Origin of the sequence: Burkholderia sp. KBS0801 (genome assembly GCF_005937855.2) — a bacterium.
Classification (GTDB): Bacteria; Pseudomonadota; Gammaproteobacteria; order Burkholderiales; family Burkholderiaceae; genus Burkholderia; species Burkholderia ambifaria.
Window position 1 is genome coordinate 3,129,579 of sequence record NZ_CP042177.1, and the last position, 14,782, is coordinate 3,144,360.

Below are 14,782 nucleotides of genomic sequence, written 5' to 3' on the forward strand. Positions count from 1 at the left end.
CCGCCGACCCCATCCCCACCATCGGAGGGCACATGAAACGGGCGATCCGTGCGATCGCGTGCGCGGCCGTCACGCTGGTGCTACCGGGCGCGGCATTCGCGCTGGGCGACGACTACGCGCAGTACGACGACTGCATGCTCAACGCGCTGCGCGAAAGCCGTAACGGCGCGGCGGCCCAGCTGATCCAGCGCTCGTGCGATGCGCTGTACCGCAACAACGCGATGCTGCTGCCGCGCGAGCGGCGCTTTCACGAATGCGTCGTGCAGTCGCTGCCAGGCGTACGCGACAACTACGCGATCCAGCAGATCATGTCGATCTGCTCGCGGCGCGGCGAGATGTGAAGGCGCGCGAACACCGCGCGGTCGCCCCGCCTTTACGCGCACCGATATGAAAAAAGGTTTGCGCGATGTTACGCAGCAACGCCGCACAGCGCTCCTGTCAGGCCGTACACAAACTCGGTGAGCCGTCAGTCGTAGAGCCAGCGTCCCGCTTTGGCCGATGCGATCAGCATTCGAACATTCAGATCCGGAACACGATGAATCACTTTTTTCTTAAACGGATTGATCAAATCAAAAAATGAAGAATCATCTTCCGGGTAATATTTTTTTATGTCGAATCTGCTCATATCAACATTAAACTCCACCGAATACTCCCGCATCAACTCCTCGACCTCACAATCATCAAAATTCAAGTCCAGGTCCAAATCGGTATTTTCTGTTATCTCATCAACCATGAATGATACGGAGAATCCGGACTTTTTCCTTATAAACTCAACCACCCTTTTCTCAAGATCTACCATAACCTATCCCCCTCCCTTGCAACTCTATTGTAGTGGTCCATCGTCTTGCCGGCGATAATATAAATATCGCTTGCGAGAATTACCCAACCAAGCACGGGGATCGTTCTTCCTACGAAGGTTCCGATGTTTCTAACCAACCTGATTTTCAAATTTCGCACGGGCCCGCCTACCAGTGTTGGTAACTTCAAACCAAACGGGAATTGAGCCTTTTGAAAAACTCTTCTTGAGTATTTGCTTGCACGCGAAGTCCCCTGTATTGCGTCGCTCGGCTTTGCCCTGGTCGGCAAATTACTTCTACCAAGCAAGATCATACCAACCGACACGGCATCATCGACGCCCAACTGATTCATCGTTTCGTCAACCATGATCCAGAAGAACAACTCTCCCGCAGTCAGATTGACCATCCCATAGTAATGGTAGGCCTCATTCAATTTCTCGACAGCATCCATTCAGCGCCCTCGTTCGTAATTTTTAAAAATGTTTTTTAGTCTAACGAAGACGCACGATTACCGCACGGAAAAAACCGATCGATCTATTGGCCGACCGCACCGCAACGATGATGGAATTTCATGCGGAATGAATCGTTATTCGGTTCGACGTGAGCAATGACGGGGCACGGCGGGATGCCAGAGAGAGAAAGTGCATAGCGATTCCGAATTCGAGCGGTCGCGCACATGTTTCATACCAATGTGTCGAACCGTTACCAAACGGCTTTTATCCATGAACGCCCATGCCATTGCGGCGTGTAATCTTCACGCTGCCCCTGCATCTCGAAAGCATTCCGATTGCAAACAAAAAAGGCCTGCACACGTGCAGGCCTTCATTCGATCAATAGATCGCGTTCAGAACGACGCGACCATCGAGCCCTTGAACTGCTTCTTGATGAATTCCCGCACTTCCGGCGACTGATACGCCTTGACCAGCTTCTTCACCCACGGCTGGTCCTTGTCCTTCGCGCGCACGGCGATCACGTTCGCGTACGGGCTCGTCAGCGATTCGAGCGCGATCGCGTCCTTGGTCGGCTGCAGGTTGGCGGCGAGCGCGTAGTTCGTGTTGATCACGGCCGCGTCGACGTCCGACAGCACGCGCGGCAGTTGCGCGGCGTCGAGCTCGGAGATCTTCAGCTTCTTCGGGTTCTCGGCGATGTCGAGCACCGTCGCGTTGTTGCCGCCCGTGCCGGCGCCCGCCTTCAGCTTGATCACGCCTTGCGTCTGCAGCAGCAGCAGCGCGCGGTTCTCGTTCGACGGATCGTTCGGCACCGCGAGCTTCGCGCCTTGCGGCAGGTCCTTCAGCGACTTGAACTTCTTCGAGTACACGCCGATCGGCGAGATGTACGTCAGGCCCGCGGTGACAAGCTTGTAGCCGCGCTGCTTCACCTGGCTGTCGAGGTAGGGCTGGTGCTGGAAGCTGTTCGCGTCGAGGTCGCCCGAATCGAGCGCCGCGTTCGGCTGCACGTAGTCGTTGAACTCGACGACCTTCACGTTCAGGCCTTGCTTCTCCTTCGCGACCTTCTGCACGACCTGCCACACTTCCGAATCCGGACCGGCCACCGTGCCGACCTTGATCACCTTGTCTTCGGCCTGCGCACCCGCCGACAGCGTCAGCGCGGCACCGGTGGCCAGCACGGAAAATACCTTCAGGAGACTGCGACGCTTCATCTGTTTCTCGCTTTCTTGCTAACTGAAAATGGGGGCGCGATACGGGTATGCCCGGACTCGCAGGAAGGGGCAAATGGTGTCACAGGATCGGCCGGAAGTGAAATACATCCCGCTCATATGGGTATGCACCGCGGCCGTGCCCGCGGCGTGCGGGCGACTCGGCCGTTAGTTGCACTTCAGCGAAGGCCGGCGGCATCGCCGACCCGGAATGCGCCGATCGCGCCGCGCAGCCGGCCGGCCTGCTCCTGCAGCGACGCCGCGGCCGCGGCGGCCTCCTCGACGAGCGCCGCGTTCTGCTGCGTGACCTGATCCATCTGCGTGACCGCGCGCCCGACCTGCGTGATGCCGCTCGCCTGCTCTTCCGACGCGGCCGCGATCTCGCCCATGATGTCGGTCACGCGCGCGACCGCCTGCAGGATCTCGCCCATCGTCGTGCCGGCCTGGCCGACCAGCGTCGAGCCGTTGCGCACGCGCTCGACCGAAGCGACGATCAGCTCGCGGATCTCCTTCGCGGCCGTCGCGCTGCGCTGCGCGAGCGAACGGACCTCGCCCGCGACCACCGCGAAGCCCCGCCCCTGCTCGCCGGCGCGCGCGGCCTCGACCGCCGCGTTCAGCGCGAGGATGTTGGTCTGGAATGCGATGCCCTCGATCACGCCGATGATGTCGGCGATCTTGCGCGAGCTGTCGTCGATCTCGCTCATCGTGCCGATCACACGGTTCACGACGTCGTTGCCCGCCCGCGCGATCTCCGATGCGTTGTTCGCGAGCCCGCTCGCCTGCCGCGCGTTGTCGGCGTTCTGCTTCACCGTCGCGGTCAGCTGCTCCATGCTCGCGGCCGTTTCTTCCAGCGAGGCGGCCTGCTCCTCGGTGCGCTGCGACAGGTCGTCGTTGCCGGACGCGATCTCGCGGCTCGCCGACGCGATCGACTCGGCCGACTGGCGGATCCCGCCGATCGTCGCCTGAAGGCGCGCCTGCATGTCGCGCATCGCCGCCATCATGCTCGTGCTGTCGCCCGCACGCACCGGCACCGGCCGCGTCAGGTCGCCCTGCGCGATGCGACTCGCCAGCGCGGCCGCTTCATCGGGCTCGCCGCCGAGGCTGCCCCGCACGTTGCGGATGATCACGAGCATCGCCGCGCTGATCACGAAGCCGATCACCAGCACGACCGCAAGGTGACCGAACAGCGTCCGGTAGTAGACGGTATCGATGTCCTTCAGAAATACGCCGCTCGAGATGTTCCAGTCCCACGGCGCGAAGCGCGTGACGTAGCTGATCTTCGGCACCGCGGTCTCGCTGTGCGGCAGCCGGCCGCGATACTCGGCGAAGCCGCTGCCGGTCGCCTTCGCGGCATTCAGGATCGTGACGAACAGCGGCTTGCCGTCCGGGTCGAGATAGTCGCCGACCTGCGTGCCAACCAGCTTGGGCAGCGTCGGATGCATCAGCACGATGGGTTTCGAATCCATCACGAACACGTAGCCCGACTCGCCGTAGCGCATCGCCGCCAGGCTCGCGAGCGCGTCGCGCTTCGCGTCGGCCTCGGGCAGCGTGCCGCTCTGCGCGAGCGCGTGATAGGCGTTGACGATGCCGGCCGCCGATTCGACCAGATTGGCGATGCCGGCCTTGCGTTCGGCAAGCATCGTCGCGCGCGTCTCGTACGCGCTCCATGCGCCGACGCCGAGTAGCCCGACCCATACCAGCGCAAGCGCGAGCCACAGCTTGCGGTTCAAACTCATTCTGCTCATCTGCGTGCCTCGTCGAAGTCGATGCCGCGATGCGCGCGAACGGCCGGTCGCGCGCAAACGGTTGCCCCCGTATTTACGGCAGCGAGACTTACAACTTGAATACACGCGGCCGACGCACGACGGCCGGCACGACATGGAGCAGCCGCTGTGCTAAAAAGACCGGCTGGCCGGCGCGACACGCGCCGGCGACATTCCGGGGCCATCCATGTACGTCATCGACATCCATTACCACGCGTCGCTCGAACACATCGACGATGCGCTCGAACGCCACCGTGCGTATCTGCAGCCGCTGTTCGAGCGCGGCATCTTCATCGCGGCGGGACCGAAGGTGCCGCGCGAAGGCGGCGTGATCCTCGCGGCCCGCATCGATCGCGACGAACTGGACGCGATCCTCGACACCGATCCGTTCGTGACCGAAGGGCTCGCGACGTATCGGGTGACCGAATTCAAGATCACGCGTGCCGCGCAGGGTTTCAACGTGCCGGCGCTGCCGTAACCCGCGCGCGCCGCTGCACGTGCGCAAGCACGCCGCCGCGGCAGCGCGAGGCGGTGAATGCAGATCGAGGGAAAGAGGGAAGCATGCGTGACGGCGCGTCGCGGCCGTCACGCGTGTCGCCGGGCGGGCGCCCGGGCGATGCGGCGCGCGCCGCTCAGTCGACCAGCAGTTTCAGGTCGTGGACCCACGGGCCCGGGCCCTGGCCGTCGCGCACGAACAGGCGCAGCTTGCCGTCGCGATCGAACACGTAGCTCGCGGCGGTGTGATCCATCGTGTAGCTGCCGGGCGTCTTGCCGGGCACCTTCGCGTAGTACACGCGGAAATCCTTCGTGACCTTCTTGAGCTGCGTTTCGTCGGCCGGCCGCAGGCCGATGAACGACGGATCGAACGCGGGCACGTACTGGCCGAGCAGCGCGGGCGTGTCGCGCTCCGGATCGACGGTGACGAACAACACCTGCACGCGCTTCGCCGCGTCGGGCCCGAGCTGCTTCAGCGCCTCGGACAGTTCGGCCATCGTCGTCGGACACACGTCCGGACAGTGCGTATAACCGAAGAACATCACGACGGCACGGCCTTTGAAGTCGGCGAGCGTGCGCACCTTGCCGGTCGTGTCGGGCAGCGAGAAATCGCTGCCGAACTGCGTGTTGCCGGTGATGTCGAGATTCTGGAATTTCGGCGCGTTGTCGCAGCCCGCGAGCAGCGTGGCTGCCGCGAATGCGCAGGCGAGCATCCAGCCTTGGCGCGCGCGGCGCCCGAACCGTGAATGGAGCATTGCGTTCAAACCGTGCGGTTACACGCCGAGCAGCGGGCGCGCATAGTGATCGACGAGCAGCGCGGCGAACAGCAGCGACAGGTAGACGATCGAGTAGCGGAAAGCCTTGCGGGCGAGTTCGTCCGAATAATCGCGGTAGATCTTCCACGCATACGCGAGGAACACCGCGCCGAGCAGCACCGCGCTCGCCAGGTAGACGACGCCGCTCATCCCGGAGATGAACGGCATCAGCGTGACCGCGAACAGGATCACCGTGTACAGCAGGATGTGCAGCCGCGTGAATTTCTCGCCGTGCGTGACTGGCAGCATCGGCAGGCCCGCGTTTTCGTAATCCTTGCGGCGATAGAGCGCGAGCACCCAGAAATGCGGCGGCGTCCACACGAAGATGATCAGCACGAGGATCCACGCGTCGCCGGGCACCGCGCCGGTGACCGCGGCCCAGCCGAGCGCCGGCGGCATCGCGCCCGACGCACCGCCGATCACGATGTTCTGCGGCGTCATCGGTTTGAGCAGCAGCGTATAGACCACCGCGTAGCCGACGAACGTCGCGATCGTCAGCCACATCGTCAGCGGGTTCGTGAACGTATACAGAGTCCAGGCGCCGACGCTGCCGAGCACCGCCGAGAACAGCAGGATCTGCGGCGTCGTGATCTCGCCGCGCGCGGACGGACGCCACGCGGTGCGGCGCATCATCGCGTCGATCTTCTGTTCGACGAGGCAGTTGATCGCGAACGCGGCGCCGGCCAGCAGCCAGATGCCGATGGTGCCGCCGATCAGCACATGCCACGGCACCATGCCCGGCGTCGCGAGAAACATGCCGATCACCGCGCAGAACACCGCGAGCTGCGTGACACGCGGCTTCGTCAGCGCCATGTACTGCGAAAACCGGCTACCGGGCGATTGGGAGAGGGTGCTTTGCATGGGGACGGTCACGCCGGGGCGGCGTCGCGCGCGGGCTGCACGACACGGCCGGGGCGGCTTGAAAGGATGCGAAAGTTTAACATGACGACGAGCAGCAGCAGGATCGCGGCGCCGCCGTTGTGCGCGACGGCGACCGGCAGCGGCCACTGCAGCACGATGTTGGTCAGGCCCGTCAGGAACTGCAGCACGACGACCAGCAGCACGCCGTTCGCCGGCCGCCGCAGCGACTCGAAGCGGCGCATCTTCAGCGCGAACGCGACCAGATACGCGACGACGACGAAGGCGAACGTGCGATGGGTCCAGTGGATCGCGACCAGCGCGTCCTGCGTGATCGCGTCGCCGTCCTTCGTCATCCCGAGCGCGCGCCACAGATGGAAGCCCTGGCCGAAGTTCATCGACGGCAGCCACTGGCCGTTGCAGGTCGGGAAATCGGTACACGCGAGCACCGCGTAGTTGGTGCTCACCCAGCCGCCGAGCGCGATCTGCACGACCAGCAGCACCAGCGCCGCGAGCGCGGCCGCGCGGTAGCGGCCGGCCTCCGGATCATGCGACGGCAGCGGCGTCTGCCGCGCCGCGAGCCAGCCGAGCGTGCCGAGCAGCGCGAGACCAAGCAGCAGATGGGTCGTGACGATCACCGGCTGCAGCTTCATCGTGACCGTCCACGCGCCGAACACGCCCTGCACGACGATCAGCAGCAGCAGGCTCGTCGGCCACCACGGCGAGACGTGCAGCGGGCGGCGGCGCAGCCGCGCGGACCATGCGATCACGACCTGCGCGATGATCAGCACGCCGATCGCCATCGCGAAATAGCGATGGATCATCTCGATCCACGCTTTCGTCATGCTGACGGGGCCGGTCGGCATCGCCTGGTGCGCGGCCGTGATCGCGGCGTGCGCGATGAACGGCGACGACGTGCCGTAGCAGCCGGGCCAGTCCGGGCAGCCGAGCCCCGAATCGGTCAGCCGCGTGAAGCCGCCGAACATCACCAGGTCGAGCGTCAGGAACGTGGTGATCCACACCAGCTTGCGGAACTTGTCGTCGTCGGCCTTCACCCACACGTACGACAGCGGCAGCAGCGCGATGCACAGGCCGATGAGGCCGAGTTGCAGTAGATACGACATCGAATGGTTGCCTCGCTGTCTCGCCTTAGCCGATGCTCGACCACTTCAGCAGCTTCGTGACGTCCGCCTTGATCTTGCTGGGGTTCGGGTTCTTCGGGAAACGCATCATCAGGTTGCCGTTCGGATCGACCATGTAGAGGTGGTCGCTGTCCTTCGTGCCGGCGTCGGCCGGCAGCCATGCGGCGACCGCGGCCGGATCGGCGACCAGCCGGCGCGTGTCCGGGTAGGCTTCCAGCACCTTCGGCGGCACCGCGCCCGCATCGCTGCGCAGCCACACCATCGTGAGCCGGTGTCGCTCGCCCGCCTGCGTGACGCGGATCTGGCGCATGAAATAGAGCTTTTGCGCGCATGCGTCGTCGCACGCGCTGCGGTCGGTCATCACGAACAGCCACACGCCGCGCAGCGACGACAGCGGCACCGTCTTGCCGGTTTCGTCGGTGACCTGCAGGTCGGCCGGGATCGGCCGCTGCGGCTCGATCAGCGTGCCGTAGTTGGTCGAGCCGCCCTTCGGCTTGATCACGTAATAGGTGAAATACGACGCGAGTATCGGCGCCGCGCACACGAGCCCGAGCAGCACGAGCATCCAGCGGCCGCGCTTGCGGGCCGCCGGCGAAACCGGCGTCGCGGCCGGACCCTGACGGGAAGATTGCATGGACAAATCAGACCTCTCGAAACGAACCCGCGGCGCCGCCGCCGCGTCCGGGCATGGCGCTCACGCGCCGGCCGACTTCTTCGCCGCACGCCGCGCGGCGTACAGGCCGAAGCCGAGCGCGGCGGCCGCCATGGCCCACCACTGAAACATGTAACCGTAATTGCGCTCGACGCCGGTCGTCGCCGCCGGCCAGTCGCGCACGAGCTTGTCGCCGTCGTCGCTCGTCTGCTGGATCACGAACGGCTGCAGCGGCAGCCCCGTTTCCTTCGCATACGCGGCGACGTCCAGGTTCTGCCGGATCTTCTGGTGCGCGGCCGAGCCGCCTTCGCCGAGTTCGAACGCACGCGACGCGTCGGCGCGCGCGATGCCTTCGATCTCGATGTCGCCGTCGGGCGTCGCGAACGGCTCGATCGCCGTGCGATCGGCGATGTTGCGCGGCAGCCAGCCGCGGTTCACCAGCACGACGCCGCCGCCCGAGAGTTTAAACGGCATCACGACGTAAAAACCCGGCTGGTCGTTATACGGCCGATTGTCGAGGAACACCGCCTGCTCCGGCATGAAACGGCCCCTCGCCCGCACGCGGTGGAACTCGATCGACGCGAGCGGAATCGGCTGCGCACCGACGTCGATGGGCGCCGCGTGCTCGTAGCGCACGATGCTCGCCTGCAGCGCTTCCTTCTGGTGCGCGCGCTCGCGCTGCCAGAACCCGAGGCGGATCGTGACCGCGACGACGACGAGAATCAGCAGCGCAGGCAGCCAGCGGATCTTCATCGGGCCGCCCGCCGGGCGCATTCGCGAAAGCGAAGTGCGATAATTATCCTCTTCCTTTCGAATTGCCGTCGTCCGGTTCGTGTCATGCACATCCTCGTTCCCATCGCCTTCGTCCTCATCATCGCCAGCATGGGCTCGGCGCTCTACTTCATGATGCACGACCGCGGCCATACGAAACGCATGGTCTGGTCGCTTGCCACCCGCGTCGGGCTGTCGGTATCGCTGTTCCTGTTCATCCTGTTCGCGAACTGGATGGGCTGGATCCATTCGACCGGCCTGCCGATCGGGCGTTGATACATTCGTCACGGCAGCTGCCGTGACATTTCGCCGCATGGCGGCGCCACCAAGCAAAAGCGCCGCCTGACTGAGTCGCGGCGGCGCCGGGGGCGTCGAGCGCAAGCAGCCGGCCGCTGCGTCGCCTTCGCCAATGAAAACGGCCCGCGCATCGCTGCGCGGGCCGTCGTTCCATTTACAGCCAGTAGACGACGACGTACAGGCCAAGCCAGACGACGTCGACGAAGTGCCAGTACCACGCAGCGCCTTCGAATGCGAAGTGGTGATCCGGCTTGAAGTGGCCGCGGATCATCCGCACCAGCACCACCGCGAGCATCGTGCCGCCGAGGAACACGTGGAAGCCGTGGAAGCCCGTCAGCAGGAAGAATGTCGAGCCGTACACGCCCGAATTCAGCGTCAGGTTCAGTTCGTTGTACGCGTGGTAGTACTCGAAGCCCTGCAGGAACAGGAAGCAGATACCGAGCGCGAGCGTCGCGGCCAGCCAGGCGATCGCCTTCTTGCGGTAATCGTCGCGCAGCGCGTGGTGCGAGATCGTCAGCGTCACGCCCGACGACAGCAGGAACGCGGTGTTCAGCGTCGGGATCGGCCACGGGCCCATCGTCTTGAAGTGACCGGCAAGCGCGGCGGGGCCTTCGTTCGGCCACACGGCGGAGAAATCCGGCCAGATCAGCTTGTAGTCGAGGCTGCCGAGCTGGTGCAGCGCGATTTCACGCGCATAGAACAGCGCACCGAAGAACGCGCCGAAGAACATGACTTCCGAGAAGATGAACCAGCTCATGCTCCAGCGGTACGACTTGTCGACGTTCTTGCCGTAATGACCGCCTTCCGACTCGGCGATCGCGTCGCCGAACCAGTGATACAGCGTGAAGAGCAACCACAGCAGGCCGAGCAGCGCCGTGTACGGCGCCCAGTCGTGACCGTTGATCCACAGCGCCACCGATCCGAGCATGACCAGCAGGCCGACGGCCGCGCTGATCGGATGCTGCGACGGATGCGGCACGAAATAGTACGGGGTCTGGTTTTGACCGCTCATGCTTGATTCTCCACTTCAGTCCAATTTATGTACCGGAAACCGCTCCGGCTGTATTTCTTGCGCGGCGCGACCGCCGCCGCTCTTTCCCGCACGCGGCGCCCGGGCGCCACGCACTGCATTCTTTCGTGGCCGCGGGCCTCAGCCCACGACCGCACGCACGATCAGGATCAGCACGCCGATGAACACGCCGGCCGCGATCAACGCGACGATCAGCACGTGCAGCGGATTGAGCTGCGTCGCATCGGCCTCCAGGTCGCGCCGCTTGCGCACCCCGAAGAACGACCACAACACCGCGCGCACCGCCTGGCCGAACGACCCGCTCCGCTTGGTCTCCGTCATCGCCCCGTCTCCATCGTCATGCGTCCGGTTTCGCCGCGCCCTGCGCCGCCGTCTTGCGCGGTGCCGGCGCCGGCTCGGCCGGCGTATTCAGTTCGAAGAACGTGTACGACAGCGTGATCGTCTTCACGTCCTTCGGCAGTTTCGGATCGATCACGAACACCACCGGCATCTTGCGCGACTCGTTCGCGGCCAGCGTCTGCTGCGTGAAGCAAAAACACTCGATCTTCTTGAAGAACTCCGTCGCCTGCTTCGGCGCGTAGCTCGGAATCGCCTGCGCCACCACCGGCCGGCCCTGCCCGTTGGTCACGTCGTAGACGATCGTCGTCAGTTCGCCCGGATGCACGTCGAGGCTGTTGTGCTCCGGCTTGAAACCGAGCGGGCCGCGCGCATTCGCATCGAACTCGACCGACACCGTGCGGCCATAGTCGACCTGCGAGTTCTTCGCCTCGCGCTCGCTGACATCCCGCTGCACCAGGTTGTTGATGCCGGTGATCTGGCAAATCGCGCGATACATCGGAATCAGCGCGAAGCCGAAGCCGAACATCAGTCCGGCCACGACGAAGAGCTTCACCAGCATCGAACGATTGAACGCGCGATCGGCGGCGCCCTCTTCCGGCTTCGACATACGACGACTTCCTCGCTACTGCGTCAGTTACTGCATCAGTGGGTGGACAGCCACCACTGCTTGATCACGACACCCACGAAAAAAACGGCGGCGATGACGAGCAGGGTGAGGCCGAGCCGCTTGTTGCCCGCGCGAATCTGCTCGGGCGTTCGTCTTTCTTGTGGATTCCGGTTCATCTGAAACTTCGCTGAAACTCGATTCCGCGCCCGCCGCTGCCCGCCTGCGCGGCAGGCAGCGGCGGAACGCCGGGTGAAACTTATTCGACGTGCGGCGGTTGCTCGAACGTGTGGAACGGAGCCGGGCTCGGCACCGTCCATTCGAGGCCCGTCGCGCCATCCCACGGCTTGTCCGACGCCTTTTCCAGCTCGCCGCCACCACGGTAGGCCGGCAGCGCGACCGCAAACAGGAAGTACACCTGTGCGAGGCCGAAGCCGAATGCGCCGATCGTCGCCACCTGGTTGAAGTCCGTGAACTGCGCCGGGTAGTCCGCATAGCGGCGCGGCATGCCCGCGAGACCGACGAAGTGCATCGGGAAGAACGTCAGGTTGAAGAAGATCATCGACGCCCAGAAGTGGATCTTGCCGCGCGTCTCGTTGTACATCCACCCCGTCCACTTCGGCGCCCAGTAGTACCAGCCCGCGAACAGCGCGAACAGCGAGCCGGCCACCAGCACGTAGTGGAAGTGCGCGACCACGAAGTAGGTGCCGTGGTACTGGATGTCGAGCGGCGCCATGGCCAGCATCAGGCCCGTCAGGCCGCCGAACGTGAACACGAACAGGAAGCCGATCGCGAACAGCATCGGGGTTTCGAAGGTCATCGAGCCGCGCCACATCGTCGCGAGCCAGTTGAACACCTTCACGCCCGTCGGCACTGCGATCAGCATCGTCGCGTACATGAAGAACAGCTGGCCGGTGACCGGCATGCCCGTCGCGAACATGTGGTGCGCCCACACCATGAACGACAGGATCGCGATCGAAGCCGTCGCGTACACCATCGAGCTATAGCCGAACAGCGTCTTGCGTGCGAACGCCGGGATCACCTGCGACACGATCCCGAACGCCGGCAGAATCATGATGTACACCTCGGGGTGGCCGAAGAACCAGAAGATGTGCTGGTACATCACCGGATCGCCGCCGCCTGCCGCGTTGAAGAACGACGTGCCGAAGTGGCGGTCGAACAGCACCATCGTGATCGCGCCTGCCAGAACCGGCATCACGGCGATCAGCAGGTAGGCCGTGATCAGCCACGTCCATGCGAACATCGGCATCTTCATCAGCGTCATGCCCGGTGCGCGCATGTTCAGGATCGTCACGACGATGTTGATCCCGCCCATGATCGACGACGCGCCCATGATGTGGACCGCGAAGATCGCGAAGTCCATGCCCGGGCCCATCTGGGTCGACAGCGGTGCGTACAGCGTCCAGCCGGCGGCCGTCGCGCCGCCCGGCGCGAAGAACGAACCGACCAGCAGCACGGCCGCGACCGGCAGCAGCCAGAAGCTGAAGTTGTTCATCCGCGCGAATGCCATGTCGGACGCGCCGATCTGCAGCGGAATCATCCAGTTCGCGAAGCCGACGAACGCCGGCATGATCGCGCCGAACACCATGATCAGGCCGTGCATCGTCGTGAGTTCGTTGAAGAACTCCGGACGCATGATCTGCAGGCCCGGCTCGAACAGCTCGGCACGGATGCCGAGGGCCATCACGCCGCCCGACAGGAACATGATGAACGAGAACAGCAGGTACAGCGTACCGATGTCCTTGTGGTTGGTGGCGAACAACCAGCGCCGCCAGCCATGCGGTGTTTCGTGCGCGTGGTCGTCGTGCGCGTGGTCCGCGACTACGTCGTGCCCGATGCTAGACATGAGAATCTCCTAATGCGAATACGTCGACTAACTCAGCGACACGTCAAGCCGCCGGCCCGATCTCGACTCGCCGGGCTTCCTTCGCGTCAGCCCCGCCCGTGATCGTTTCCGGCTTTTTGAGAATAATGTGGTCTTCCGCCACGCCTGCTGCCTTCAGCGCGTCGCGCACGGCCTGCGCACGATGCTTGGCGAGTTCGGCGTTCGCGTCGGCCGAGCCCGTCTTGTCGGTGAAACCCGACAGCGCGAGCTTCGCGTCCGGATGTGCCTTCGCATAGTCGGCCGCTGCGGCGATCGCCGCCTTCGCGTCGGCCGGCAGCACGCTCTTGCCCGTTTCGAAGTAGACCGTCGACAGCGCGGTCGATGCCGGCGCCGCCGCCGATGCCGCCGCCGACTGCTCGGCCGCGCCCGACGCGGCTTGCGCCGGTGCCGAGGCCGCTTCGGCCGGTGCCGCGGCGCCTGCCGCGTCTTCCGGCATCTTGCCGTTGCGCGCGTCAGCCACTTGCTTCGGCTGCAGCAGATCGTTCTTGTGGTTGCCCCACGAGTTGCGCTCGTACGTGACGACCGATGCGATGTCGAGGTCCGACAGCGACGCCCACGACGGCATCGCACCCTTGCCGTGCAGCACGCGCTCGACGTGGCCGGCGATCGGACCGTTCACGATCGGGCTGCCGTCCATCGCCGGGAATGCGCCGAGGCCCTTGCCGCTCGCCTGGTGGCAGGCCGCGCAGTTCGCCTTGTAGACTTCCTCGCCGTGCGCGACGAGTTCGGCCATCGTGTAGACCTTGTTCGGATCGACCGCGGCGCCGGCCAGCTTGGCCTTCTGCGCGGTGACCCACTTCGCGTAGTCGTCGTCCGACAGCACAACGACTACGACCGGCATGAACGCGTGTTCCTTGCCGCACAGCTCGGTACAGAAGCCGCGGAACGTGCCGACCTTGTCGGCCTTGAACCACGTATCGCGCACGAAGCCGGGGATCGCATCCTGCTTCACGCCGAATGCGGGCACGTACCACGAGTGAACGACGTCGTTCGCGGTCGTGATGATGCGGATCTTCTTGTTGACCGGCACGACGAGCGGATTGTCGACTTCCTGCAGGTACGTCTCGGTGATCGGCTTCTTGCCCATCACTTCGTCACGCGGCGTGCTGAGCGTCGACAGGAAGCCGATGCCCTCGCCCGGGCCCTTCACGTAGTCGTAGCCCCACTTCCACTGGTAGCCGGTGACCTTGATCGTGAGATCGGCGTTGGTCGTGTCCTTCATCGCGACGACGGCCTTCGTGGCCGGCAGCGCCATCAGCACGACGATGACGAACGGCACGATCGTCCAGATGATCTCGACGGTCGTGCTTTCATGGAAATTGGCGGCCTTGTGGCCTTTGGATTTGCGGTGCGCGAAGATCGAATAGAACATCACGCCGAACACGCCGACGAAGATCACCGTACACAGGATCAGCATCATCGTGTGGAGATCGTAGAGCTCCTCGGCGATCTTCGTGACCGGCGGCTGAAAGTTGATCTCGTTGACGCGGGGGCCGCCCGGGCTATCACCGACCGCCAGAGCAGCGCCGGCAAAGAGCAATCCGCTGCATGCCAGCACGCCCGTGAGGGCTCGCTTGATTGTTTTCATAGCATCCTTACCCAAAATTTCCATTCAAACCCCTCCCCCGTCGCAAGCCGCCGGCCTGTTCCGGCCGG

General features: G+C 64.4%; 18 protein-coding genes. 3 read left to right on the plus strand and 15 right to left on the minus strand.

Going from position 1 to position 14,782, the window contains the following annotated elements:
• Positions 1 to 32 precede the first annotated feature (32 nt).
• The gene (locus FFI87_RS14890; RefSeq protein ID WP_006752045.1) at positions 33 to 341 is read left to right on the plus strand and encodes a VF_A0006 family four-cysteine protein; all 309 of its coding nucleotides are present in this window, start codon (positions 33 to 35) and stop codon (positions 339 to 341) included.
• A gap of 125 nt (positions 342 to 466) precedes the next feature.
• Here FFI87_RS14890 and FFI87_RS14895 read toward each other — a convergent pair whose 3' ends face one another.
• The 4 genes from FFI87_RS14895 to FFI87_RS14910 form a co-directional block, all read right to left on the minus strand.
• Positions 467 to 799, minus strand: a complete 333-nt coding sequence (locus tag FFI87_RS14895) for a DUF1493 family protein (protein ID WP_012364758.1) — start codon at positions 797 to 799, stop codon at positions 467 to 469.
• Entirely contained in the window at positions 793 to 1,248 is a 456-nt protein-coding gene (locus FFI87_RS14900; RefSeq protein WP_138847123.1) for an STM2901 family protein, read from the minus strand. The genes FFI87_RS14895 and FFI87_RS14900 overlap by 7 nt, the downstream gene beginning before the upstream one ends.
• A 393-nt stretch (positions 1,249 to 1,641) precedes the next feature.
• Positions 1,642 to 2,457, minus strand: a complete 816-nt coding sequence (locus FFI87_RS14905) for a MetQ/NlpA family ABC transporter substrate-binding protein (protein WP_138847122.1) — start codon at positions 2,455 to 2,457, stop codon at positions 1,642 to 1,644.
• A gap of 176 nt (positions 2,458 to 2,633) precedes the next feature.
• Positions 2,634 to 4,199: a methyl-accepting chemotaxis protein gene (locus FFI87_RS14910; protein WP_138847121.1), complete on the minus strand. Its 1,566-nt coding sequence runs from the start codon at positions 4,197 to 4,199 to the stop codon at positions 2,634 to 2,636.
• Between the two features lie 205 nt (positions 4,200 to 4,404).
• On the opposite strand from FFI87_RS14910, the gene FFI87_RS14915 reads away from it, so the two are divergent.
• A complete protein-coding gene (locus FFI87_RS14915; RefSeq protein WP_105832978.1) occupies positions 4,405 to 4,695 on the plus strand; it encodes a YciI family protein in 291 nt (96 codons plus the stop codon).
• Positions 4,696 to 4,849: 154 nt separating this feature from the next.
• Here the strand turns inward: FFI87_RS14915 and FFI87_RS14920 are convergent, their stop codons facing one another.
• The 5 genes from FFI87_RS14920 to FFI87_RS14940 are packed head-to-tail and all read right to left on the minus strand — an operon-like array spanning position 4,850 to position 8,932.
• Complete coding sequence (locus tag FFI87_RS14920) at positions 4,850 to 5,467, minus strand: SCO family protein (protein WP_006752050.1); 618 nt, start codon at positions 5,465 to 5,467, stop codon at positions 4,850 to 4,852.
• An 18-nt stretch (positions 5,468 to 5,485) separates the two neighbouring features.
• Positions 5,486 to 6,388 carry a heme o synthase gene (gene cyoE, locus FFI87_RS14925; RefSeq protein ID WP_006752051.1) on the minus strand — a complete coding sequence of 301 codons (903 nt, stop codon included), beginning with the start codon at positions 6,386 to 6,388 and terminating at the stop codon, positions 5,486 to 5,488.
• An 8-nt stretch (positions 6,389 to 6,396) separates the two neighbouring features.
• Positions 6,397 to 7,509: a COX15/CtaA family protein gene (locus FFI87_RS14930; protein ID WP_138847120.1), complete on the minus strand. Its 1,113-nt coding sequence runs from the start codon at positions 7,507 to 7,509 to the stop codon at positions 6,397 to 6,399.
• A gap of 25 nt (positions 7,510 to 7,534) precedes the next feature.
• On the minus strand, positions 7,535 to 8,161 hold the full coding sequence (locus tag FFI87_RS14935; protein ID WP_011658000.1) for an SCO family protein: 627 nt from the start codon (positions 8,159 to 8,161) through the stop codon (positions 7,535 to 7,537).
• Between the two features lie 60 nt (positions 8,162 to 8,221).
• On the minus strand, positions 8,222 to 8,932 hold the full coding sequence (locus FFI87_RS14940) for an SURF1 family protein (RefSeq protein ID WP_041489957.1): 711 nt from the start codon (positions 8,930 to 8,932) through the stop codon (positions 8,222 to 8,224).
• A gap of 84 nt (positions 8,933 to 9,016) precedes the next feature.
• Between FFI87_RS14940 and FFI87_RS14945 the strand changes: the two genes are divergently transcribed.
• Positions 9,017 to 9,226 carry a twin transmembrane helix small protein gene (locus tag FFI87_RS14945; protein WP_006752055.1) on the plus strand — a complete coding sequence of 70 codons (210 nt, stop codon included), beginning with the start codon at positions 9,017 to 9,019 and terminating at the stop codon, positions 9,224 to 9,226.
• 175 nt (positions 9,227 to 9,401) lie between these two features.
• On the opposite strand, the gene FFI87_RS14950 is transcribed toward FFI87_RS14945, so the two are convergent.
• The 6 genes from FFI87_RS14950 to coxB all read right to left on the minus strand — a co-directional run bounded on the left by FFI87_RS14950 (position 9,402) and on the right by coxB (position 14,738).
• Positions 9,402 to 10,259, minus strand: coding sequence for a cytochrome c oxidase subunit 3 (locus FFI87_RS14950; RefSeq protein WP_012364765.1), 858 nt, complete (start codon positions 10,257 to 10,259; stop codon positions 9,402 to 9,404).
• A gap of 138 nt (positions 10,260 to 10,397) precedes the next feature.
• Entirely contained in the window at positions 10,398 to 10,598 is a 201-nt protein-coding gene (locus FFI87_RS14955; RefSeq protein WP_006752057.1) for a DUF2970 domain-containing protein, read from the minus strand.
• Positions 10,599 to 10,614: 16 nt separating this feature from the next.
• Positions 10,615 to 11,223, minus strand: coding sequence for a cytochrome c oxidase assembly protein (locus tag FFI87_RS14960; RefSeq protein WP_006760729.1), 609 nt, complete (start codon positions 11,221 to 11,223; stop codon positions 10,615 to 10,617).
• Between the two features lie 35 nt (positions 11,224 to 11,258).
• The gene (locus FFI87_RS34485; RefSeq protein ID WP_006752059.1) at positions 11,259 to 11,399 is read right to left on the minus strand and encodes a cytochrome oxidase small assembly protein; all 141 of its coding nucleotides are present in this window, start codon (positions 11,397 to 11,399) and stop codon (positions 11,259 to 11,261) included.
• Between the two features lie 80 nt (positions 11,400 to 11,479).
• Positions 11,480 to 13,087, minus strand: a complete 1,608-nt coding sequence (gene ctaD / locus FFI87_RS14965; RefSeq protein ID WP_012364767.1) for a cytochrome c oxidase subunit I — start codon at positions 13,085 to 13,087, stop codon at positions 11,480 to 11,482.
• Between the two features lie 43 nt (positions 13,088 to 13,130).
• Positions 13,131 to 14,738, minus strand: coding sequence for a cytochrome c oxidase subunit II (coxB, locus tag FFI87_RS14970; protein ID WP_138847118.1), 1,608 nt, complete (start codon positions 14,736 to 14,738; stop codon positions 13,131 to 13,133).
• Between the last annotated feature and the right edge of the window lie 44 nt (positions 14,739 to 14,782).

Excerpts from the sequence above, each read along its gene's own strand:
- FFI87_RS14890 (WP_006752045.1), top strand. The coding sequence starts at position 33 with ATGAAACGGGCGATCCGTGCGATCGCGTGCGCGGCCGTCACGCTGGTG.
- FFI87_RS14895 (WP_012364758.1), bottom strand. The coding sequence starts at position 799 with ATGGTAGATCTTGAGAAAAGGGTGGTTGAGTTTATAAGGAAAAAGTCC.
- FFI87_RS14900 (WP_138847123.1), bottom strand. The coding sequence starts at position 1,248 with ATGGATGCTGTCGAGAAATTGAATGAGGCCTACCATTACTATGGGATG.
- FFI87_RS14905 (WP_138847122.1), bottom strand. The coding sequence starts at position 2,457 with ATGAAGCGTCGCAGTCTCCTGAAGGTATTTTCCGTGCTGGCCACCGGT.
- FFI87_RS14910 (WP_138847121.1), bottom strand. The coding sequence starts at position 4,199 with ATGAGCAGAATGAGTTTGAACCGCAAGCTGTGGCTCGCGCTTGCGCTG.
- FFI87_RS14915 (WP_105832978.1), top strand. The coding sequence starts at position 4,405 with ATGTACGTCATCGACATCCATTACCACGCGTCGCTCGAACACATCGAC.
- FFI87_RS14920 (WP_006752050.1), bottom strand. The coding sequence starts at position 5,467 with ATGCTCCATTCACGGTTCGGGCGCCGCGCGCGCCAAGGCTGGATGCTC.
- cyoE (WP_006752051.1), bottom strand. The coding sequence starts at position 6,388 with ATGCAAAGCACCCTCTCCCAATCGCCCGGTAGCCGGTTTTCGCAGTAC.
- FFI87_RS14930 (WP_138847120.1), bottom strand. The coding sequence starts at position 7,509 with ATGTCGTATCTACTGCAACTCGGCCTCATCGGCCTGTGCATCGCGCTG.
- FFI87_RS14935 (WP_011658000.1), bottom strand. The coding sequence starts at position 8,161 with ATGCAATCTTCCCGTCAGGGTCCGGCCGCGACGCCGGTTTCGCCGGCG.
- FFI87_RS14940 (WP_041489957.1), bottom strand. The coding sequence starts at position 8,932 with ATGAAGATCCGCTGGCTGCCTGCGCTGCTGATTCTCGTCGTCGTCGCG.
- FFI87_RS14945 (WP_006752055.1), top strand. The coding sequence starts at position 9,017 with ATGCACATCCTCGTTCCCATCGCCTTCGTCCTCATCATCGCCAGCATG.
- FFI87_RS14950 (WP_012364765.1), bottom strand. The coding sequence starts at position 10,259 with ATGAGCGGTCAAAACCAGACCCCGTACTATTTCGTGCCGCATCCGTCG.
- FFI87_RS14955 (WP_006752057.1), bottom strand. The coding sequence starts at position 10,598 with ATGACGGAGACCAAGCGGAGCGGGTCGTTCGGCCAGGCGGTGCGCGCG.
- FFI87_RS14960 (WP_006760729.1), bottom strand. The coding sequence starts at position 11,223 with ATGTCGAAGCCGGAAGAGGGCGCCGCCGATCGCGCGTTCAATCGTTCG.
- FFI87_RS34485 (WP_006752059.1), bottom strand. The coding sequence starts at position 11,399 with ATGAACCGGAATCCACAAGAAAGACGAACGCCCGAGCAGATTCGCGCG.
- ctaD (WP_012364767.1), bottom strand. The coding sequence starts at position 13,087 with ATGTCTAGCATCGGGCACGACGTAGTCGCGGACCACGCGCACGACGAC.
- coxB (WP_138847118.1), bottom strand. The coding sequence starts at position 14,738 with ATGGAAATTTTGGGTAAGGATGCTATGAAAACAATCAAGCGAGCCCTC.